General features: G+C 45.3%; 19 protein-coding genes. 9 read left to right on the top strand and 10 right to left on the bottom strand.

What is annotated here, in order from left to right; genetic code table 11:
* Positions 1–59 precede the first annotated feature (59 nt).
* Positions 60–6,704, top strand: coding sequence for a PKD domain-containing protein (locus MNV_RS17135; protein ID WP_179294060.1), 6,645 nt, complete (start codon positions 60–62; stop codon positions 6,702–6,704).
* Here the strand turns inward: MNV_RS17135 and MNV_RS17140 are convergent.
* Positions 6,682–7,032: a hypothetical protein gene (locus tag MNV_RS17140; protein WP_096207161.1), complete on the bottom strand. Its 351-nt coding sequence runs from the start codon at positions 7,030–7,032 to the stop codon at positions 6,682–6,684. The genes MNV_RS17135 and MNV_RS17140 overlap by 23 nt on opposite strands.
* 593 nt (positions 7,033–7,625) lie before the next feature.
* Between MNV_RS17140 and MNV_RS17145 the strand changes: the two genes are divergently transcribed.
* Together MNV_RS17145 and ftsZ are read left to right on the top strand one after the other, a co-directional pair.
* Positions 7,626–7,850 carry a ribbon-helix-helix domain-containing protein gene (locus MNV_RS17145; protein WP_096207162.1) on the top strand — a complete coding sequence of 75 codons (225 nt, stop codon included), beginning with the start codon at positions 7,626–7,628 and terminating at the stop codon, positions 7,848–7,850.
* Between the two features lie 36 nt (positions 7,851–7,886).
* Entirely contained in the window at positions 7,887–9,035 is a 1,149-nt protein-coding gene (ftsZ, locus tag MNV_RS17150; RefSeq protein ID WP_096207163.1) for a cell division protein FtsZ, read from the top strand.
* A 101-nt stretch (positions 9,036–9,136) separates the two neighbouring features.
* Here ftsZ and MNV_RS17155 read toward each other — a convergent pair whose 3' ends face one another.
* Both MNV_RS17155 and MNV_RS17160 read right to left on the bottom strand, forming a co-directional pair.
* Complete coding sequence (locus MNV_RS17155; protein ID WP_096207164.1) at positions 9,137–10,687, bottom strand: M36 family metallopeptidase; 1,551 nt, start codon at positions 10,685–10,687, stop codon at positions 9,137–9,139.
* A 36-nt stretch (positions 10,688–10,723) separates the two neighbouring features.
* Positions 10,724–11,344, bottom strand: coding sequence for a hypothetical protein (locus MNV_RS17160; protein WP_096207165.1), 621 nt, complete (start codon positions 11,342–11,344; stop codon positions 10,724–10,726).
* 149 nt (positions 11,345–11,493) lie between these two features.
* Here MNV_RS17160 and MNV_RS17165 point away from each other — a divergent pair, with 149 nt between their 5' ends.
* Complete coding sequence (locus MNV_RS17165) at positions 11,494–11,739, top strand: pro-sigmaK processing inhibitor BofA family protein (protein WP_096207166.1); 246 nt, start codon at positions 11,494–11,496, stop codon at positions 11,737–11,739.
* Positions 11,740–11,749: 10 nt separating this feature from the next.
* The gene (locus tag MNV_RS17170) at positions 11,750–12,013 is read left to right on the top strand and encodes a hypothetical protein (protein WP_096207167.1); all 264 of its coding nucleotides are present in this window, start codon (positions 11,750–11,752) and stop codon (positions 12,011–12,013) included.
* Positions 12,014–12,168: 155 nt separating this feature from the next.
* Here the strand turns inward: MNV_RS17170 and MNV_RS17175 are convergent, their stop codons facing one another.
* Positions 12,169–12,423, bottom strand: coding sequence for a DUF2769 domain-containing protein (locus MNV_RS17175; protein ID WP_096207168.1), 255 nt, complete (start codon positions 12,421–12,423; stop codon positions 12,169–12,171).
* Positions 12,424–12,643: 220 nt separating this feature from the next.
* Between MNV_RS17175 and MNV_RS17180 the strand changes: the two genes are divergently transcribed.
* Both MNV_RS17180 and MNV_RS20910 read left to right on the top strand, forming a co-directional pair.
* Complete coding sequence (locus tag MNV_RS17180; RefSeq protein WP_096207184.1) at positions 12,644–12,928, top strand: GYD domain-containing protein; 285 nt, start codon at positions 12,644–12,646, stop codon at positions 12,926–12,928.
* Complete coding sequence (locus MNV_RS20910) at positions 12,925–13,068, top strand: cytochrome b5-like heme/steroid binding domain-containing protein (RefSeq protein ID WP_257000103.1); 144 nt, start codon at positions 12,925–12,927, stop codon at positions 13,066–13,068. The genes MNV_RS17180 and MNV_RS20910 overlap by 4 nt, the downstream gene beginning before the upstream one ends.
* A 181-nt stretch (positions 13,069–13,249) precedes the next feature.
* Here the strand turns inward: MNV_RS20910 and MNV_RS17190 are convergent, their stop codons facing one another.
* Entirely contained in the window at positions 13,250–15,613 is a 2,364-nt protein-coding gene (locus MNV_RS17190; protein ID WP_096207169.1) for a DUF3656 domain-containing U32 family peptidase, read from the bottom strand.
* Between the two features lie 277 nt (positions 15,614–15,890).
* Between MNV_RS17190 and MNV_RS20915 the strand changes: the two genes are divergently transcribed.
* Positions 15,891–16,040: a hypothetical protein gene (locus MNV_RS20915; protein ID WP_257000104.1), complete on the top strand. Its 150-nt coding sequence runs from the start codon at positions 15,891–15,893 to the stop codon at positions 16,038–16,040.
* Positions 15,992–16,651 carry an SDR family oxidoreductase gene (locus tag MNV_RS17195; RefSeq protein WP_257000105.1) on the top strand — a complete coding sequence of 220 codons (660 nt, stop codon included), beginning with the start codon at positions 15,992–15,994 and terminating at the stop codon, positions 16,649–16,651. Before MNV_RS20915 ends, MNV_RS17195 begins: the two co-directional genes overlap by 49 nt.
* Before the next feature lie 21 nt (positions 16,652–16,672).
* On the opposite strand, the gene engB is transcribed toward MNV_RS17195, so the two are convergent.
* From engB to MNV_RS17220, 5 genes are read right to left on the bottom strand one after another with little or no spacing between them, the layout of a single operon-like run.
* Positions 16,673–17,239: a GTP-binding protein EngB gene (gene engB / locus MNV_RS17200; RefSeq protein WP_096207170.1), complete on the bottom strand. Its 567-nt coding sequence runs from the start codon at positions 17,237–17,239 to the stop codon at positions 16,673–16,675.
* A gap of 3 nt (positions 17,240–17,242) precedes the next feature.
* Complete coding sequence (locus MNV_RS17205; protein ID WP_096207171.1) at positions 17,243–18,184, bottom strand: DHH family phosphoesterase; 942 nt, start codon at positions 18,182–18,184, stop codon at positions 17,243–17,245.
* Entirely contained in the window at positions 18,181–19,836 is a 1,656-nt protein-coding gene (locus MNV_RS17210) for a DUF11 domain-containing protein (RefSeq protein ID WP_096207172.1), read from the bottom strand. Before MNV_RS17210 ends, MNV_RS17205 begins: the two co-directional genes overlap by 4 nt.
* 39 nt (positions 19,837–19,875) lie before the next feature.
* Positions 19,876–21,645 (bottom strand): ribosome biogenesis/translation initiation ATPase RLI, encoded by a 1,770-nt coding sequence (locus MNV_RS17215; protein ID WP_096207173.1) that lies wholly within the window; start codon positions 21,643–21,645, stop codon positions 19,876–19,878.
* A gap of 16 nt (positions 21,646–21,661) precedes the next feature.
* Positions 21,662–22,006 (bottom strand): EMC6-like membrane protein, encoded by a 345-nt coding sequence (locus MNV_RS17220; protein WP_143311885.1) that lies wholly within the window; start codon positions 22,004–22,006, stop codon positions 21,662–21,664.
* Positions 22,007–22,011 lie beyond the last annotated feature (5 nt).

A 22,011-nucleotide genomic window follows, 5' to 3' on the forward strand; every position in this document is an offset into this window, starting at 1 on the left:
CAGGTTGAATCTGATATGCAACTAAGATAATAATGAGCACTTTATGGAACAATGCTAATATGCCATCTTTAGCGCTTATATTTGTCATACTATCAGGAGTAGTATCAGTCTTATTATTTTTTTTACCGGTAACCACGCAAACGACAGAGAGTTATACAAATGCACAGACATGGAATGAGTTGCCTGCCAGAATCAATGCAGTAAACAACATCCTGAGCACAACAGTCAACATCAGGTCATATGACAAAAGCAAAACACTGAAAAAAGTGGCAGTTCATCTCAAAGTAAACAAAGTAAGCAAGGGTGAAATCGTACTGGATGACTACGGGAAGAACAGCCCTGTTTCAGTTCAGCTTCCTGCAAGGGCTGTGAAGTTCATGGAGATCGGTGCAAAGGATATTTCTTACTCTTCTGCAAATATAACCGTACGCTATACCGATGCTGAACTAGGTAGCGTTGATGAAAATTCCCTTTTGATATACCACTGGAGCGGTGAAGCATGGGAGCCTTTACCAACGACAGTGGATGTTTATAACAATACCCTGACAGCCACGACGACTTCTCTTTCGCCTTTCGGTGTGGCTGGAACTGTCACATATCGCTATCTTCCAAGCAATGGTATAGCGATTGCAAGTGGTATCGCCACTAATTGGGATTGCTCCGGAATAACCGGTTATGCAAGGTCAGAACTTACAAACGCGAGCAGTTCAGGTTGCGCGGACCGTAATGAAAGATCAAACGGTCTTCTTGATCCTGCAGTGGACATGTTCCTGAACACACCATATACCGTGGATACACAGGTCCAGGGTAACTGGTATTTCGGGCATTTCAGAGACAGGACATCCTCAGGCATTGTTACATTCAGGTTAATATACATCTATTCTAACGGAACAATAAATGCTCTTCCGGGTACGGGGAGCCAGGTGCTAAATGGTGCGGATAATAATTTCAACGTCTCGTTAACAGGCATCAGCGGAACTGTTCCCGCCGGTACCAAACTGGGTTTGAGAATGTCGTCATCCGCGGATATAGATATTATTGTGGGCGATACCGCTGGTGTGGGGAATGTAGCATCAGGCTATTTCTCGATAACAGACAATCCTGTTAGTGGTCAGCCCCCGCCAAATATAATCACGTGGGGCAATAATAAAACCAATAACCAAACTACATCTATCACCATAAACACCAGCGAAGCTGTTAGATTCAATGCAACAGCCAACCAGACGATAACTACATGGAACTGGTACAGGGACGATGTGAACCAGAACAACAACTTTGATAATTTCACAACTTCATGGAGCGCAGCAGGCAGCTACCATATTGACGTTAATGCTACGAACGCAAATGGAACAAGCAGCTCCATCAGATGGGACGTAACGGTAACGGCTCTGCCCGGGGAATCATCTGGAGGTACTCCGGACCTGAAATTGGCAGTCAACCGGCGCGTAATACTGGATGATCCCACATTTGCAGGAAGTTCAAAAGGCACGGGTTTTAGCATGCCTCCTGACCCGGCGACCCAGGACCGGTATCCTGGCAATGATTGGGGAATAAGTGCGAACTACTGGAAAGATGAGGCAACGACTCTGCGTGTATATGCACTTGTCCTTAACCAGAGCGGATTTCCTCAGAGCGGGGCAGGTATAATATTCTCGGCTGTGAACGCCACAGGATATAAAAATATTACGTCCCCTACGGTAACAACATCTTCCTCCGGAGTGGCATCATACTTTTTTAACCTCGACACTCAGAGCTCATATGGTAACTGGACTATATGGGCAAATACGACCATTGAGGGTACCGACGTAAACCGCTCCACAATGATAATATACAACTGGTGGGGCTGTGCATTGTGCCATGGAGAACCAAGCAATAAACTGGAAACCAGTGTTACTAAAGTACGTGGAAATTCACCTTATTACAATAACCATACAACAACAGCCTTAGCGCGTTATCGTGAACCTCACTTAGGGGTCAGTAAATCTGAACACACAAATCATCAATCACATGACCGAAACCCAGCCGGATACAGTGCTTTTCCAGATACAAAATGTACACACTGTCACCAATCCTATGATGGTTTACCGGGTGGGAATACCATTGCTACTTACAGGATTTATACAGTGGACTATCATGGCGGCGGTACGAACAACCGATCATGTATAGACTGCCATGGGAACGTAGCTTCGTTAACTAACGGTATCCCGAACATGCCCTCTTGTAACGATTCAGGCTGTCATGTTAACGAAAGCTTACAGAGAAACAAGAATCTGACGCAGGTGAGCACGACCAATACATCGCTCCTGGACGGTAGAAATAACCCGAGAACGATGTTTTCCGACAATATCCCGACTTCTTCATCGCCTCTTAAAGCACATAAATTTGACCGGAACGTGCCGTGCATTATATGCCATAACGCCATGCACAATCTTACAAAGCCTGACCCATCTGTACCGCAAAGCAGCAATATAACGGAATACACCCAGTGCACCTACTGCCACACTACCTATAGCCGCCACAACGACAGCGTGAGCTGCACAGTATGTCATTCGCAGGATGTGCATCTAATAAAAGTGCTCGCCCAGAATGCCACTTATATCTATGACAGTACTTCTTCTTCCAGGGGAAACTGTACTAACTGCCACCAGAACTCCTCTTTCTTCAGCACATTACTATCACAGCCAAAAGCAGGCAATCATTCAGGAAGTCCGCCTCAAATCCCGGGCACTTTAAAACATTCATCCAACCTCTCAAATGGCAGCATCTGGAACAGTACAACTACTCCTTACTGGACTTCAAGCAGCGGCTCATGCTATTACTGCCATAACGATACAAAACATAATTCAACAGCCCTTGGCAAGATCAGCAGTCTCCTTGGAGATGCGAACAATACAAGGAACGGTTCTCTCAAGACCACCACCTGGTGTGCAGACTGCCATTATAACGAATCAGTCAATACCAACTATATGGGCACCCGGTGGTCTCCCAGTCCTCCGGTGATCACTTTCAATAATACAGGTAAGAGCAGATGGCAGAACCACAGCAGTTTCTTATCGGGAGGCTATAAGGACAATGACTGTAATTTCTGTCATTCCCTGAATGGCACTTATTTAGCTACCTCCTTGAATTACTCACACAGCCTTAACGAAGGAGTGGCTGGCGGAGCTAATTGTACTTCCTGTCATAACATCGGGGGCACAGCAGGTCCAGGCAGACTTGTGAACTTTACTGCCATGAACAATACCGGTGCCATTCACAGGAACCTGAATAGTGATGCTGTAACATCTCTCTCAGCAGAGAACAAGAAATGCTGGGCATGCCACGGCAACGGCAGCCAGCCAGGAAATAGCCATCCTTCCAATTACAGGAATCCATACCGCTGTCCTGATTGCCATGTACCAGGCGCAGGGCAGAATTTTAATTTTACTCCTGCAAGCATACTCAACGTCACCCAGCACTACTGGAACGGTGCAAGTATCAAGACTTCAGCAGTTACCTCCTGTTATGACTGCCATAACAAGAGCGAGATGATGCTCGGTGATCTTGATCCGGACAGTTCAGCCAGCGTGTATAGCGGTGCTAACGGCGGTAATAACAGCACAAGCCATTACGGCAGGAAAAGACCTGATCTACGCACCTGGAATTCCGGTCTATCTGTGAACTGCGGTTACTGCCACAAGAACGCAAGCACTGCTTTTTCAACAGCCATGATCGATCCTGCATATAATAGTTCGATCCAGAATCACAGCCTCAGCCAGGCATCTCCGGACTGTTTCAATTCAACCTGTCACTCAAGCGGCTGGATACATAACAGCACTCTTAATAAACCTGCATTCAGTCTGCCCAGCACCGCCTATTGCCAGAACTGCCATGCAGATAAACAGAAACATAACAACTCCCAGGACTGCAGCAGGTGTCACATAAACAGCACAAGTAGCGATACTATTCACCCCATAAAATATATCCAGACGGGGGGCAGCTATGCCAGCACGAGCACGCAGGCGGCAAACTGTACCAACTGCCACCAGGATACGGGATTGAGCGGGTTCAGTGCTCCAATCGTCCCGAATACTCTTAAGCACTCATCCAACTTCTCAAACGGCACTATCTGGGGCACGTTCTGGACATCAGAGGAGGGAGCATGTTATTACTGCCACAGCAATACGAAACATAACGCGACAGCCCTCGGCAGGATAAATGCTCTGCTAGCGGATTCGAACAACACAGGAAATGGCTCCCTTACAACCACAACATGGTGTGCAGACTGCCATTACAATGATTCTGTGAATATAAATTATAAAGGCAACCAGTGGTCTCCCAATCCGCCGGTGATCACAGTTAACAATACAGGTAATAGCAACTGGGTGAACCACAGCAGTTTCTTATCAGGAGGGTACAGGGATAATGATTGTAAGGCATGTCATGCCCTGAACGGCACCTATTCATCCACATCACTGAACTATTCCCACAGCCTTAATGAAGGGGTGGCTGGTGGGGCTAATTGTATCGCCTGCCACGATACAGGAGGAAGAGGGGCACCGGATAACAAAAGGATACTCGCATCTGTCGTAAAGCAGGGAGTACATGGGAACTTAAATGCCGATGCCACCAATTCCTCTGCCGTGGACATAGTAAGTAAAGCTTGCTGGGCATGTCACGGAGAAGGTACTGAACCTGACAGACATCCATCCCGATATAAGTCTCCGCGTAAATGCGGTAACAATGATTGTCACTCACTTTCTCAGTCTTTCAAAGCACCTATGGTCTATTCTCATTTCAAAGATGCCGGACTGAACAGCAATCCTGACAACGCCGTTAATTACAACATATCTACCCGGTACTCATGTGAATCATGCCACTCTAACAGCCTGCTTGAAAAAAGTGAAAATCTTAACGCTTCTGTCGCTCACTATGCCACCACCGAGAACCTGATAGATTCCATAAACTGCATGTATTGCCATCTGGATAGGGACAATGCGATAAAGTGGGGTAATGCCACTGAGATAAATAAAAACAGAACAGCTCTGATTGAAATGGACAGAGAACAGAATAAATTCACGGCTCATACAGGGGAGTTCGTAGAGCTTGGTCTGGGATATAGAATAAAGGTAAAAGATATCTCAAAACAGAGAGGCAGTGCAGCCATAGAACTATATCAGTCTGAAAATCTGATAGATAGCAGGCTGGTCAATGTCGGACAGTATATCTATGAAGAGAGACGCATAATAAACAACGCATCCCTTAAAATTCCGGTTATTGTTCTTAATATAACAGCCATGTTCATTTCCGGTAATGATAACTTTATGCAATTTGAGGGCTGGCGGATAAAAAGACTGCATGAAGAGAACAAAACAACATCCTGTTACCTCTGCCATTTCAACGGCATTATTGAAAAACGCAGATATACGGTAATAGACCGAATGGATGAGGATATATATTACACAGAGCTATTATTAAATTCCTCGGACAAAGAAGAATACGATCAGCAGCAAGCCCTGCAGATACTGGCTGTTAAAACCCCGAAAGATGCGTATACGGATATAGGAATATCAAGAAGAAAGACCTTAAAGGAAGGGCAGAGGTGGAATATAGGAGAACGTTATAGTCTTACTTTGAAAGATGTTGCCGCAAATAGCGGCTCAGCCGTGTTTTTGTTGGAAGTGGGCAATAAGACTTATTCAGATATTGTTGAAAAAGGGGAGATATTCAATTATGAATCGGGTATAAATTATCCTGGATATAAGTACAGCAACATTACAATATTCAGGGCAAAGGTATCTGAAATATCACAAGGAAAACCCAATATAGTTATCCTGGAAGATATTATGGCACTGTCACCGGAAATAAAGGCAATGAAAGATAATTCCACAATATATGGATATAATGCAAGCTGGCTATGGGAAAATTCCACTTTTCTGACTGGTAGAATCCCGGCCAATTTGCATTCACCGTTGCTGATTGACGGCAGGGACGGGGGTGCAAATTGCATATCATGCCATAATATCAGAGAACTGGGATTCCATAGTACCGTCAATCAAGGGGCATCAGCCGGTATTGTTCCTGCTGTCAATAAAGCCTGCTGGGCGTGCCATGGGACTGGAAAAGAACCGGAACGGCATCCTGCAAGTCATAAAAAACCCAGGCAGTGTAAATCATGCCATGTAGAGCGCAAAGTGCCGTTTTTTAATGCCACCTATATCGGAAATGAGAACCACAGTGCAACTGAGGAGTGCAGTCCATGCCATGTTGTGGATAAACACAGGATAATACGTTTCAAAGTGACCCCAAGTATAAAGATGCTGTCATTATCTAAAAAAGACGTTTATGCCGGGGAAGAAGTTATTATCAATGCTACTGCCGTTTCAGGATACAGAATGAGCATTCGACGCATTGAATATTATGCGGATTCTCCGTCTAATGCACTTCCCATGTCGGCACTGGATGGCTCTTTTGATGAGCGGGTCGAAGAAGCGACAGCCAGTATCGATACAACCGGGTTAAAGCCCGGGATACATTCAATTTATATCAGGGCGATGGAGCGTGATGAGACGTGGGGTCCGGAAAGTACGATATCTCTGGTTGTGAAAGAAGATGAACCGCATGTATCTGGTAAATCAGAGAGAGCACCATTCCCGCTTCTATGGTTTATAATATTTATAATAATTATATCGTTGCTGCTGATTATTTCCTTGGGAAAATCATAACGAACCATTCATAAGCAAGGATGACAAGAAATACGAGCGCCGTAAACTCTAATATGTCTGAAAGCTGATATACCCAACCTGTCTTTGCGATGTAGTTCAGCGATTGCAGAAGATCTATGAACTGGTGAGATGCTAAAAAAGCTCCTGAAAGGAAGGTGTGTATCCAGTTCTTTGTGATGAAATTTTTATTCAGAAACACCCGGGCTTTAAGAACATCTATATCGATATTATTCCATTTTAACCATATTCTTAACACGAAATAAAGTCCTATTAATGCAGCTATAACCGAACTGCTGCTACGTACGGTAAATAAATATATATTATCCATTTTTCTCCACCAGAGTTTTTCAAAACCAAAACCTGTTTACGGCTTAATCTTAGTTCTCATTACACCAATCATTTCACATTTTAATTATCGTTTGTGTGAAGAAAGTGTGATTAAAGAATAGCTGCTGTGTTGAATAAATCCTCGGATTCCCGGCATACCCGCTCTGACGCTCTTTAAATAACTCATCAATAGTGTCCTGAGACTGGTTGAATAACCCATAAAAATTTTCGTCAGATTATAGCATGGATTTTTTATAGATTAATTAATATATTCCCGGCTCATCATGTGAAAATATGCCAGGTTTCCCTCGTAACAGTTCCTAAAAGCCCGAAATAATTATTAACATGCGTTCATGCGTAAATGATACACAACCGCTATGTTATGATGTAGTAATCTGGGTTTTTGGGAAAATTTTAAATGATCATAATACAATACCCCCCCCGGCTTTAACTCATTAGCATTATTATCATGTATATGATAAAAAATAGATAAATTTATATAGTATGCTGTGATACATGTGTCTGACAAATGTCAGACAAATGGCATACTAAAGGCGTACAGGTGTATGTCTACTGCCGAGGGAGATACCAATAATGCAAAGAGTAACACTAAGGCTCCCGGAACAGCAACTAAAAATGATCGACATGTTAGTAGAGTATGGTGAATTTCCGTCCGCAAGCGAAGCAATCAGGACGGCTATAAGGGATTTAATCGATCAGAGAAGCGAAAAATTGGTCGGCAGGATCAAACTGTTCGAAAAAACGCAGGAGCAATCCAAGAATGCGGATAGTTATCTGCGTTTAAAAGACGAGCAATAAGACGAACAATAAATAATAATCAGGAGGGGATGAATAATGGAATCATTTGTGCAAGATGCACTTAAAATGGCGGAAAAGGAACAGCAGATAAAGAGAGCAGCTACAGGCGCGGCTGAAGACGTTGAGGATTTCGGCACGCCGAAAATCGTTGTGGTCGGATGCGGTGGCGGCGGCAACAACACAGTAAATCGTCTTTACAACATCGGAGTAGCAGGCGCGGATACGATCGCGATAAACACCGATAAGATCCATCTCGATATCACCCAGGCAGACAAGAAAATATTGATCGGCAAATCAATAACAAGAGGACTTGGCGCAGGCGGCTTCCCTGAGATAGGGAAAAGAGCGGCTGAACTTGCAAGGGGAACTCTTGAAGAGGTTCTCAAGAACGCGAACCTCGTATTCGTAACTGCCGGCATGGGCGGCGGAACAGGAACAGGCGTGGCTCCGGTCGTTGCGCAGATAGCCAAGGACCAGGGCGCAATCGTAATAGGGATGGTCACAAGCCCGTTCAGGGTCGAGAGAGCAAGAATGGTTAAAGCGGAAGAAGGCCTGGATGATCTGAGGAATTCGGCAGACACGGTTATTGTACTTGATAATAACCGACTCCTTGACTATGTGCCCAACCTCCCGATCGACCAGGCATTCTCTGTAATGGACCAGTTGATCTCAGAGACCGTAAAAGGCATTTCCGAGACCATAACCCAGCCCTCACTGATCAACCTTGACTACGCTGATGTCAGGGCTATAATGAAGGGCGGAGGACTTGCAGTAATGCTTGTCGGCGAAGCGAAGGGACAGGACAAGGCAAAGGAAGTCGTAAGAGCGGCATTGAACCATCCGTTGCTCGATGTGGATACCAACGGCGCAACAGGGTGCCTGTTGCACATCACAGGCGGGCCGGATATGTCCCTGCACGAGGCAGAACAGATAGCATCCTCGCTGACCTACGAGCTTGATTCCCATGCCAACGTGATATGGGGCGCAAGAGTAAGGAAGGATTACGAGAGCAAGGTGCGCTGTATGGCCATAATGACAGGCATCAAATCAGCCCAGATAATGGGCCCGAAAAGTCAAAGGGAAGCTTCAAGAGAAGCACGTGCCAGCCCGGCTCTTGCCGGGAAACCCCGAGTAGCGGCTGTCAGAGGGGTCACAGGCGGCTCAATAATCGACCAGATCCTGTAACTATACAAATCGTAAAGACTGACAGACTAAAGGCGCGGGTCCGGCAAGAGGGTATTGCCGGACTATTTTTTATCATCTTTGAGGCCTTGGTAAAAATAGGTTTAGAAAAAGCCCCTTTTAATAAACACATCTCTGATTTTTTCACTATCACTTCCTTTATAGAGGTTCTTATTAGCCATGATAATGGCCTCCGCGCCGTCAATGAAATTTGAGAGTGCAGTGAGAAAAAAGTGGCTTTCAAGTACGAGCCGTATTGAACGCTCTCTTGCTCTTGTCCTGTTATCTTTTTCCTTTGAGGACCCTCCTAAAGTAAGATACAAGTCCCATAAAGCTGCTGACCATATCTCTCCATCGGCATCGCATGTCATTACTCCCTGGAAATTCTCCGGGTAATATTTTTGGTTATCTACCCTGCGAATACACTGCAATACAGTGCCTATGCCGTTCCAGTCTCCCACAGCTTCACGGTTAAATCCATCATTTTCTTCTGAAAAATAACACGCAGCAAGGAAATCCCCGAAGCCCTGCTCTATGGCACAGCCTTCTTCTGTCAAGCCTAAAAAAGGAACCTGTTCGTCTATTATGGCATGGGCATACTCGTGAATAATGATATCAGCATCCTCTGCATCCGGTATTCCAATTGCACCGTACGTAATAGATTTGGCATCGGAATCAAAATAAGAACCAGTTCCTTCAGCGTAGGCATTCACTTTTATCTGTTTATTGCAAACGTTTTTAAACCCGAGCTCCTGGATAAATCTCTGGCACGAATCGATATGATAATAAACCATGACCTCACAGAACCTGCTATCTCCGCGTTTGTAATAAAATAAATGGGAAGGTTCGTATGTCCTATTCGGTGTATCACCTGTATCGACGTATTCTCCCCTTAAAAAACCTGAGCCGTCAAGACCTTTTAAAACCACTGTGGTGTAGGAATCTTCCGGAATGTCCGATTCAGGGGTAAGATTCTGGTCTCTAAGAGCCACTACAGGATTAGGAATAAAAACTCTGCCTTTTCCAGTTGTGTTTCTTCTAAAAACATCCATCCTCTTAATTATTTCCCCATGTCTAACATCAACATAAACATGATGGCTTTCTGGCGGATTTTTTAATGCAACACTTACTTCCAATGTTAGATAAAATTCATCATCTACTGGAAGAATTACAAGATTCACATTAGAATCTCGCATCAATCTTGTTTCAGCATTTATATCTAAATGTACGATTTCGATGGCTTTCTCTTTTGATATTCCTCCATTTAGAATGGCTTTTGTATCTAATTCAATAAAAGGATGATAATTGTTTTTAACCATAATGATTTTAAATTCTGAATTTAAGTGAATTGATGTAAAAGCGTATAGAACAGGAATCTCCTGGTAAAACTGTTGATAATTTATATGATATGTATCATGGCCATAAGACTTATTAATAAATTTCAAATCAGACAGATCTTTTTTAAACCCGAAGAGAGCGCTGTATTCCATCAAGAAATGACGGACTGACTCATCGATATCTTTTGTTATCGGAATTGTGATAAGCCCATCTACCAGAGATACAACTCCTGTTCCCTTCCACAGTATTTTAATATCTTTATCCAGAATTTTTAATTTTTCCGCGAGCTCATTTTGTTCTTCAGTAGGTTCAACCATGACCAACACCAACCAAACCAAATATTTATTTACTTTCTATGCATTTTTAACAGTCTGGTGAAAGGATTTCATAGATTCATCATCTATTAATCTTAAGTTCTTGGTTTTTAGAAATTCTCTTGCCTCTCTCATTTTTTTAGCATATATGTACAACCACCCTTCATTAAGAAGAATAGCCGCATCTCTTATTGTCTCTTTATTCAATGTTCCTACTCCAAATTCCTTGAGTAATTGTATTACTGCTATTAGAGCAGCAACATGTTCGTCCATGTCTTTATTCTCAGTAGCAATATCATGAAGCAACATTTTAAAAAGATCTCTAAATTTAGCGGGTACTATACGAACTCCTTCGGTTGTTTCAAGAACATGGATTTCAGTAAGTTCATCGATCAGTTTGTCGATTTTATCATTTTCCCATGCATCAACAGGATATTCAGTTTTTTTATAAATCTCAAATATACTTTTCAGAATTCCGTCTATTTCATCTTTGTCTTCAAACCTTTTTAACTCATAATCCTTTGACTTTAATTCGGGTATGGAAGATAAATAATACCTGTAAAGACTTCTTAATTTTTCTCCATCTTTCCCTTCTACCTTTTCCAGAGATATAAGAATCTCAAATTCTTTATCTGTCAGGTTCACCTCAACTTTTGGCATTTATATCACTCCCCGATTTACTCTGATCTTTTAACTCAAGATATAAGTATTTGAATACAGTTACTTAACACTTACCAAGCATGTCAAACTATTATTAACTGTTCCAGGCGACCGAAAGGTTTAATAGCTAAAAACTTCCCGTATAATCTATGATAATTGAGCTGACATTATTATTTCTTTTAATAGTAGCCATAATTGCCGGATACTTTATCCTGAGAACTGCGGGGCGTTTGATCATAAATACTATACTGGGTCTTATCCTGCTTGTTGTCAGCAACTTCGTTTTTAATTTAGGTATTGCCTATTCGATCCCCGTGATATTGATCTGCGCGCTTGGAGGTATACCGGGTGCGATCCTTGTAATATTACTTCATGTACTGGGCATAGCCTTCTAATGGTTGAAATATGACGGAATGGGACGTATCAGAATGGGAGAAGCCATATATAGACAAATATAAAATATTTGTGATAGACCCTGGCAGGGTAGTAGCAATAATGCCATGGAGAACGGATGAAAACACATGCTGGGCAATCAATGCCGGCATAAAAGAAGTTGCAAAGGAGCATATTATCAGGAGCATAACCAGTGTCCAGGAAAAGACATTTGAAGGCATTTCCCACACCACTGAAGTGATCCTTATCGTGGAACCAAAGGTAATGGGTCAGTAATTGAAAGTTCTTTCAGGATTCTTGAAAATTAATATTGTGCCGGCGTACTACTATAGCGCCGTATAAAACGGGAACAGGTTGGTTCGCTTATAGGGGTATGATAACATGCGCATCGGAATTAATGAAGTTCATGATAACTAAGAACCCGGCTATAATTATCTTGCCCTTCCGTTCTTGCAGAAGTATCCCGCCGGGTTCCTGCTTGCCAACCCGTATTCCTGCCAGACTGCGCAACTATCGCAAATACAGGGCTGCAAAGTGTCAAGGTCCCTGCATGTAGTATTGCCGTTAGCACAGTGTACCCTCCTGACGTTTTCATGTCCCTGTACATCACCTTTTCCCAGATGGCTCATTTCGTCTCTGGAGCTTTTTAATTTCGTACCCACACACCCGCTGCCAGCACCGGACATTCAGGACACATACATCTTCCGATATTTTCCTCTGTATACGGGATTTTTAAACCGTTACTCATTTTTAGCCACCCTGTTTCCCATTTATAATCATAACTGCGAGGATTAAAAGCTTCCTGTTGATAGTCATTTACAGATATCAGACACCCAATAATGCCAATCGACCTACATGCATATATACAATAAAAACATAATAAATATGGGAACTGGAGGTATAAGTATGGCAAGATTTATTATGATATCTACACTGACAGATGAGGGTGCCAGAACCCTCAAGAAGAACCCTGAAAGAATAAGGGAAGTTAACTCGGAGCTTAAAGAGATGGGTATAAACGTGCTTGAACAGTTTGTCGTCCTTGGAAACTTTGATTTCTTGAATATCATTGAAGCAGATGATAACACCGCAATCACAAAAGGGGTTGTTGAACTATTATCCCGGGGCAGCATCAGGACAGCGACATACAGGGTAATACCTGTGAATGATTTTATAGAGTCACTTAAATGAACGCAGCACAGGAATTGAAAAAATTCAGTAAGGAGGAGCTTGCCAGAAACATTGGCAAAAATGGGGCGCCGGCGTTCTTCGCTGTGAACGGGAAGGTTTACGATGTAACAGATAGTCCCCTGGGAAGACGGGGAGCATGAATCCCTTCATGAGGCTGGCAGAGACCTGACACAGGAGCTTGAGTTAGCTCCGCACGGGGCGGACGTGATCGAGAGATATCACGTAGTTGGAACGCTAAGCGAAGGCTGACGCCTTCAAAAACATTTTCAGCATAACTGCGCCATTATATCGCTGATATACGTTTACGAGCTTCCGGTGTTATTAAAGCACTCCTCTGAAATAATGACCTTTTGTGTACCCGCCGGAATCATTGCATTCCTCATCAAACCTCTTTCCGCTAATACTGCTATCTATAGCCTTCCTGTACGCCTCTGTTATTTTCCCCGTCTTTCCCTTATTATACGTTCTGGCTTCTATCCGCAGGCAATCAACACCCGTTTTGATTAGGTCGGGCACGTATTCAAGCATGCATAGCTCACGTGAATTCATGATGTATGTCCGCCCCTGCGAATCGGTCTTGACCGGAAAAACAAAGCCTTTTTCATCCTTCAGGCAGATATCGTGCGCCCTGTGCCCGGGGAATAGACCGCTAACAAGACCATGCTCGGAAACCATCAGAGGGAAAAGACCGTGCACGATGCACTCAGTTGAACCGAACGGGGTCAGTTTTTCTATTTCTTTCAGCGTGAGTTCAGGAGACAGTGTTATTCTCTGACCGTAGTTTAAAAGAAATTCCATTGTGATCCTGTTGAAAACATTGAATGGATAATCAATTATTACCGTTGCACCAGACCTGTGAAGGGAATACAGAACTCCGATATTTGCAACGAGAAAACCATCTGGAGCCAGATCAGTTTTCAGGTTTTTGACACCTTTAACATCTTTGATGATTCGTGCCGTGCTGATGAACACACTTACGTCCTTTTCCTTACCATATTCAATAGCGTACCTCAAATCATCCGTATTTAGCTCACCTCCGAAGCTTTCTCCTCCGATATATACGGCATCAGCGCCGCTATCAACAGCAGCCTCCAGGCATTCGATAGAACCTGCATTTACAGATAAGGCCGGTTTGATATCCGGCTTTCTTTCTTCGGGGTTTATTCCGGGAATGTTTAGATTGCTGCACTGGCGTTTCCATTTCTGCGCGCGCAGTTCCTCAAGCCTGCTGACAGCTTCCCTGCGCAGGGAATTAAGCCCTGATACCGGAATAAAAATGTTATCATCGCCTTCAAATTTGATTTCCTGCGCTTCAAAAACAGTATTCCCGAGCTTTTTTAACTGTTCTGTTATCGAGTTTCTGGATATCGGCTTAGCTTCTGCCTTACTTACTTTCGCTCCCCGGACTGTGATATCGTTTTCTCCATCGGTAATGTAAAGCTCAACGTGCTCATTTATGCAGGCTTTGATCAACATCCTGACAGGGATTTTTCTATCATTCCCGGCTTCCAGTGATGCCATAAGCCCGGCATCATAGGTTTTGAAAACCGCATCGCCCGTTGCGACACCGGTATCAAGATGTATCCTGACCGCGGAACCGGGACTTGCTGCCGCCGCCCTTTGATTGTTGACATACATGCTCCTGACGATAACTCCCGTGTCCTGTTCCCCTATGCCGATGCCGTCCCCTGTTCTCAACGGAGCTTTCAGGGATATCGATACAAGTTTCTTTCGCGGCTCATAATCAAGAACCCTGCCAAGCTCTGTACCGATATTATGGGGGCACTTGCGGCTCATCAGTTCGCAGCCCGGGTTCCCGAAAAAATATCCTGTTGTGAATTCCCGATTAAAAAGCTGGCGCAGCGTATGCTTTTCGCCTTCAGTTACCCGGAATCTTCCTGGCGCTTCAAAAAACCTGTCAATGAGCTTCCGGTAAACTCTCACGACACCTGCCACATATTCAGGACGCTTCATGCGCCCTTCTATCTTGAAAGAATCTATTCCTGCCTTTACAAGAGCGCCGATATGCTCGCTCATATTCATGTCCTTCGGGCTGAGAAGGTAGCCTTCTACTTCGTTTACCCGGTATTTCTTCCTGCACGGCTGGGCACAGTATCCGCGGTTGCCGCTCCTGCCGCCTATCATGCTGCTTAAAAGACACTGCCCTGAGTAGGAAAAGCATAAAGCCCCGTGGATAAAAGTTTCAATCTCCATATTAGTTTCAGATTTTATCCTTCGTATTTCCTCAAGCGAGAGTTCGCGGGCAAGTACTAAGCGCTTCACGCCCATATCTTTCAGGAATTTCACACCTTCTGTGTTGTGGATGGTCATCTGGGTGCTGGCATGGATCGGAAGCCCGGGAAGCTGCTCCCGCAGCAGCCGCAGGATGCCGAGATCCTGCACGATGACCGCATCCGCGCCTGCATTGCAGAGGAACCTGAGATAATCGGCGGCTTCTTCAAGCTCGGAATCCTTGATAAGGGTATTTACGGTTACGTATGCCTTAACCCCCATTTTATGTGTATAATCGATCGCCCACTCAAGCTCTTCGCGGTTGAAGTTTGAGGCATACTGTCGGGCGCTGAAAGCTCTTCCGCCGAAATATACGGCGCCGGCTCCGTTCTTTACTGCTGCGATGAGGGATTCTTTGTTGCCAACAGGAGCGAGTAGTTCGGGTTTGTGCATGTGGTTCTGTCAAGTCTTCGGTTGCTAAATAAATTTCCATTTATCTGTAGTTTTCAGAAAGGCGATTGATAGCGATTAACTTTGTAAAAACCAGCGTTCATCTGCGAACAACCGATAACTTGACAGTACCTAAAAAGATACATGCGACTATGCATGCTGGGGAAAATTATAAATTGATTAGGTTTCAACTGTTAAAGGATTAAGGAGGATAATACATGGGAAACGCTCTGCAATATGTCCAGAATGAGTATTTACACAATACAAAGGGATGGTTAAAATGGCTTTAAGTTTAGAGGGCAAAGTTGCTCTTGTAACAGGCGGCAGTTCCGGAATCGGAAGAGCCACAGCCTGGTATTTGCCAGGGAAGGGGCAAAAGTTGTGGTGGCTGATGTCCAGACCGATGGTGGGAAGGAAACAGTTCAGATGATAATCGATACAGGGGGCGAAGCTATCTTCGTTAAAACCGACGTATCAAAAGCTGCAGAGGTTATGGCACTGGTTGACAGTGCGGTCAGTACCTACGGGAGGCTTGATTGCGCCTTCAACAATGCAGGCATTGAGGGAACCATGGCTCCGACCGCTGACTGTACAGAGGAGAACTGGGACCGTGTTATCGCCGTCAACCTCAAAGGCGTGTGGCTGTGCATGAAGTATGAGATCCCTGAAATGCTCAAGCGGGGTAATGGAGCCATAGTCAACACAGCCTCATTTTTAGGACTTGTCGGTCTCCAGGGTGCGCCAGCCTATTGTACATCCAAGGGCGGCGTTATACAGCTTACACGTACGGCTGCACTGGAATACGCTACTAAAGGGATACGTATTAATGCCGTATGCCCTGGTGTTATCCGCACGCCGATGTTAGAACGGGTAACAGGCGGCAAACCTGAGCTTGAGGCGCTGTTCACGGCACGTGAGCCAGTGGGACGTATGGGTGCACCGGGAGAAGTAGCTGAGGCTGTTGTATGGTTATGCTCTGATGCAGCTTCTTTTGTCACAGGTCACCCGCTGGTCGTTGACGGCGGTTTTGTCGCACAGTAGCGGCGCCGGGTGAAAGCTTATTCATTTTTTATTCCCTTCCAATTTTTTCCTCATCACTTCTTTCAACCTCCCCACATCCCCCTTTTTCGCGCTCACGGGCACTATCGAATCAAGCCACTGCCTCCACGGCGGCATCATGCCCAGGCGCTCCGCAATGCCATTAAGCGTCCTGTCCATATCATCGACCTTATCCATCTTATTCGCAGCCACGACCACATCGATATCCAGCTCATGCAGGAACTCGAAAAGCTCGACCTCCACAGGCGTTTCATCCCTTCCGGCCCACCTGTCCACGATATCGGCAAATGAGGATGCGTTCACGACCATCACGGCAAGCACGATATTCCCGGCATTGTCCTCGATGTAATGAACGATATTATCCTTGATAGCCTCTATACTTTCTTCGCTTATCCCGCTCATGAAACCGAACCCCGGCATATCCGTTATCTGGATATCCTGGTAAGCAACATGCCGCGGCTTTCTCGTCACGCCGGGACGCTTGCCCGCAGGGAGCTTTTTCCCGGTGAGCGCGGTGATCAGGGTGGACTTGCCCACATTTGAGCGCCCCACGAATATTATCTCTTTCATAATTCATCTGCCTAATGCATCATCGAAGTCGTATAAAAATGCTTCCAGTTGCTTTCCCGGGATGCGCGCGCCCCCTGCAAAGTGGTGTCCTCCTCCGGTCCCACCGTGCGATACCGCCACGGTGCGCAGTATAGTATTCAGATCCACATCGCAGCCTCTCGAACGGATGCTCATATCGTAAACGTGCTTATGCTGCCTGTACTCACAGGATACCCCCACACAGCAGTTCCCGTATGATGCAGCATATATGGCGGCTTTTGACATGTAGCCGTTAATATCGACAACATAAGCAAGGTTCCTTAATCTCACCACCTTTTCCCGGACAAGCCCCATTATGTGCTCTTCCTTTTTCGATGCAACAATTGCCGAATCAAGAAGCCCTTCTATCTCAGGTGGCGGTGTATCCAGGGAGAGCGCGTTTAATATCTGTCTTTTATAATCGTAATTCCTTCCTGCCTCGATTATCCCCTGGATAAGTGTGCCTGCAAAAAAATAGAGCGTCCTCTTATCCCAGTCGCGCTCCCATTTCTGTATCACGGGGGTTTCTGCGAACTCCCCGATTGCACCGTATATAGCCACGCGCCTCATATCACGGTTCATTTTTCTTGAAAAAAGGGTGTATGCCATCTCTGCAGTTGAACATTCATCGTGGTAGAACCAGTCTGCCGAAAATTTCTTCACAGGCAGCGGATGATGGTCTATATAGAAAATATCTGATACCTCTGCAAGCTCATTTAACTTTTCTTCAAGCTCAGGATAAGTCCTTTCATCTATAGCGATATCGCATATAACAATGTTATCATATGTTCCGGTAAGGTTGTTCAAGTCCCCCAGCAGGCTGACAGGACTTGTAAAAAAGACATCCGGCCGGTCAAGAGCTCTTTTAACGATTGCTCCTGAGCATACTCCATCGCAATCCCCGTGGGTCAGGACGATGGAACTCATCTTCGCCTGTGGTGAACAGCCGCGATGATCAATATCGGGATTGCTATCATAACGTCAAAACCCGGCGTTATCGGGGTAGGCGTGGGTTCAGGCGTATTTTCAGTTTGTGGAGCCTGGGTTGTTTGCTTCACAGCAGTCCCTGCAGGAATTGCAACAGTAGGAAGCGGAGGAGGGACTTTGCTCGGGTCGATAACTGTTATAACAGGTGTTTCTGAGCTTTTTACCGCCCGCCCGGCGCCTCTCCATTCGACATCCGTATAAGTGGCAGTAGCAGCAGGCAATGAGATGTTCCCATCCGTATCCATCCTGATAATATAGCTGAATCCCAGAGGCTTGTTATATTCTAAATACGTGGAAGCAAGGGATATCGGGCCGCTTACAAGGCTTGCCCCGGCTGGCAACGTATCCTTTACTTCAGCACTTGTGCCTATATTCCCTGAGTTACTGATGCTCACAGTGACAGTTACATCTTCTGTTATGTTCACTTTAGCTTTATTTACCGTTTTATTCAGGACGATCTGCGGTCCATTAACAATGACATTTGTAGTCTGGGAGGAGATACTGGATGTTATATTGGTATACGTGAATTGAGCTGCAGCTGCCGGGATGATAAAACCGGTCGGGCTTGCCGAAAGAGGTTTAATGGGATAGCTTGTGCTCCATTCCTGCCCCGGCTTGAGCATAGGGGGGTCCCATTGCAGGGATTCGTTTGTTTTTAACTCAAAATTTCCATTCATACTATCATTGACATGGATATTGTACACGTCGTATGTCCCGCCGTTACCCACCGTGATCTTCACATACACCGTGTCCTTTAGATAAATATTATTTTTTATAGACTTGCTTATAGTAACTCTCGGCGGGTCCATTGGCTTTGGCGAAACCGCCAAAGATAAGTTGCCAGATGACTTATATTCGATATCTTTGACATCATACCCTTTTGCTACCGCGTTCAGGGTGTACGATTTCTGGCTAACCAGCTTTGGTACGGAGATTACGACGCTGTAGGTCTGGCTATCACCTTTTGCCATACTCAGATAATTATTATGAAGCAGCTCCGTCCTGCCGTCTTCAAGCTTCAATTCACCGATATTAAGGTTGACATCAACATTTTTTATAACTGCCGTACCTGTGTTCTTTATAGTGACCTTTGCAATTATAACCCTGTCGTTGGATGAAGTATATGCCGTCTTATCGGCGGTGACTGTAACTGTAAGTGCGGGTTTTGCCCTGAGCTCGATTGCTACCTTCGCCCAGGGGTTATAGAACTGGTAAATCCATTCTTTGGCATTCCCTGCCATAAAACCGGTAGCGTATATCTTTGCTTCATAATCAGGATCAATATAAGGATCGCTTCCCGGGGCCATTATGATCTCTTTGATAAGAACGTCCTTTTTATAAACCTCAAGATAAACCATCGGATCAACATCGTCCTCGGGCAACCATTTCCCATAAACATCCTGCCTCCCCAGCACGGGGCCGGGGAATTGTACCGCTTTGACCTTATAATCTCCATTGCTCAGGGTGCCGTCTTTATTAAGGGTGCCTATCACAGCAGGCGACCATTCGATATCGCCTGGGACAAAAGCCGCTGCTAGCGGAATGCTCGTCAGCCATAGGGCTATGACTAAAGCGCCTAAGTACAGTCTCATCTCAGAATAGATAATAACGTCTTAACTAATATATTTTTCCTAGGTTTTATCCATGCTGTAATAATACTCCCCTTCGGCCTTCTGGGTGCGGTCAAGGCGCGAATCCAGCTTGTTGACCCTCGGCCTTTTAGTCTCTTCATCCCGCCTGAACGTGATTCCTATGTTCTTAAGGAACCTGTTCATGCCTTCCCGCATGTTGAAAGGACCGTGGACCTCGCCCCTCACCATAGGCTGCCCCTCAAAGACGAGGAGCCTGTCGCTCAGCATATCTATCATGTATATGTCGTGATCTACGACCATTGCAGTTACCTTGTTGTTCTCGGCAAACCGCCGGATGACTTTTGTAGCCAATACCCTTTGCTCCACATCAAGATGTGCAGACGGCTCATCAAGAAGATACAGGTCAGCAGCACGGGACAGGCACGCCGCTATCGCCACCCTCTGCAGCTCTCCGCCGCTCAGATCGCTCACAGGCTGGTTAAGGAGCCTCTCTAATTGAAGCGGTCTCAGGATTTCGGTCTGGTAATAGCTTGTATCCAGCTGTTTGTTTATGGAACGCAGGAAATCGCCGGTGGCAACAGGCTCTTCTGCTTTGATGTACTGGGGTTTGTATGAGACCTTGATATTCATTTCGAGCTTTCCCTCTGTGGGTTGTATTTCTCCGGCCAGTATCTTGACAAATGTGGATTTGCCTATGCCGTTCGGGCCTACAATCCCTGTTACCTCACCTTTCCTTATTTCTCCGCCCAGTGCCACAAGTTCAAATCCTTCCTCGTATTTTTTCGTGAAGCGCCCGAATTTTAAAAGGGAGGATATTTCCTTTGTGACCTGGGGCGCATGCACTTCAAACTCTATGGCTTCTGTTCGTATCCTTACGTTCTCTTCCCTCAGGTAACCTTTGAGGTATTCATTTATCCCCACCCTGACCCCTTTGGGATGGGTTATGACGCCGAAGCCTCCAGGCGTACCGTAGGCTATGTGAACAATATCTGCGAGCAAGTCCAGTATCGCAAGGTCATGTTCCACTACCATCACGGCTTTTTTCTCGGCAAGTTCCCGTATAAGCTGCGCGGCTTTGATCCTCTGGTAAATATCAAGATAAGGGCTTATCTCATCAATGAAGTAAAAATCCGCATCCTTTGCGATGCAGGCTGCAAGGGCCACCCTCTGGAGTTCGCCGCCGCTCAGTTCTTCTATCCTGCGGTCTATGATATTGGCGATATCGAGTTTGGACAAAAGTTCTTTGAGAATACCCCGCTCGTCCGTTTTCGATAAAAGGTCCCAGGCTTTCCCTTTGAACTTCCTGGGGATCATATCCACATACTGCGGCTTCTGAGATGTCTTTATTTTTCCTTTTGATACCCCTTCAAGGTAATCGTGGAGAGCCGTGCCTGCATAGTGTTTGAGGATCTCCTCCCAGCTGATTTTTCCTTTTCCGAGGTTGGGTTTGAGTGTTCCTGAAAGTATGTTTATTGCTGTACTTTTCCCTATGCCGTTCGGTCCCAGGATGCCTGTTACTTTCCCCACCGTGGGAACCGGGAGACCGTACAGGGCGAATCCATTCTTGCCATAACGGTGCGTGGGCTCTTCTAGCTTTTCAGGAAGCCCGATAATCATTATGGACCCAAAAGGGCAGCGCTTGACGCAGATGCCGCATCCGACGCACAGCTCTTCTGAGATGACGGGCTTTCCGTCCTCACCCTCAACAATGGTCTCGTCCCCGGTGCGTACACGGGGACAGAATTTGATGCACTGGAAGCCGCACATTTTGGGCTGGCACCTGTCACGGTCTAATACTGCAAGTCTCATAAGTCACCCCGCATCCTTAATTCAATAAAAGTGTCCAGAAGACAAGCAGATAGATGATGGTCAAAAATTCAACATACAGCCAGTCCTTTACTTCAAATTCCTTCACCCTGATGTCAATCAAAGGATATAAAAACCGCTGGATATAATATGAAACAAGGACGACCAGCAAGAGAACCAGATACCATGGCTTCCCTGCGATCTTATCCGCTGTCAGGACGAACAACAACGCCAGGGCTGCACCAATGAACGCTGGCACTGCGGTCTTTTTAATACCCTCTATCAGCAATTTTTTCCGCTCATCAGGCGTCAATATTTTAGCGACTGGTTGTGCTTCTTTCTTCTCTTCCTTTTTATCTTTCACAGTAA

The organism is Candidatus Methanoperedens nitratireducens, assembly GCF_900196725.1.
Classification (GTDB): domain Archaea; phylum Halobacteriota; class Methanosarcinia; order Methanosarcinales; family Methanoperedenaceae; genus Methanoperedens; species Methanoperedens nitroreducens_A.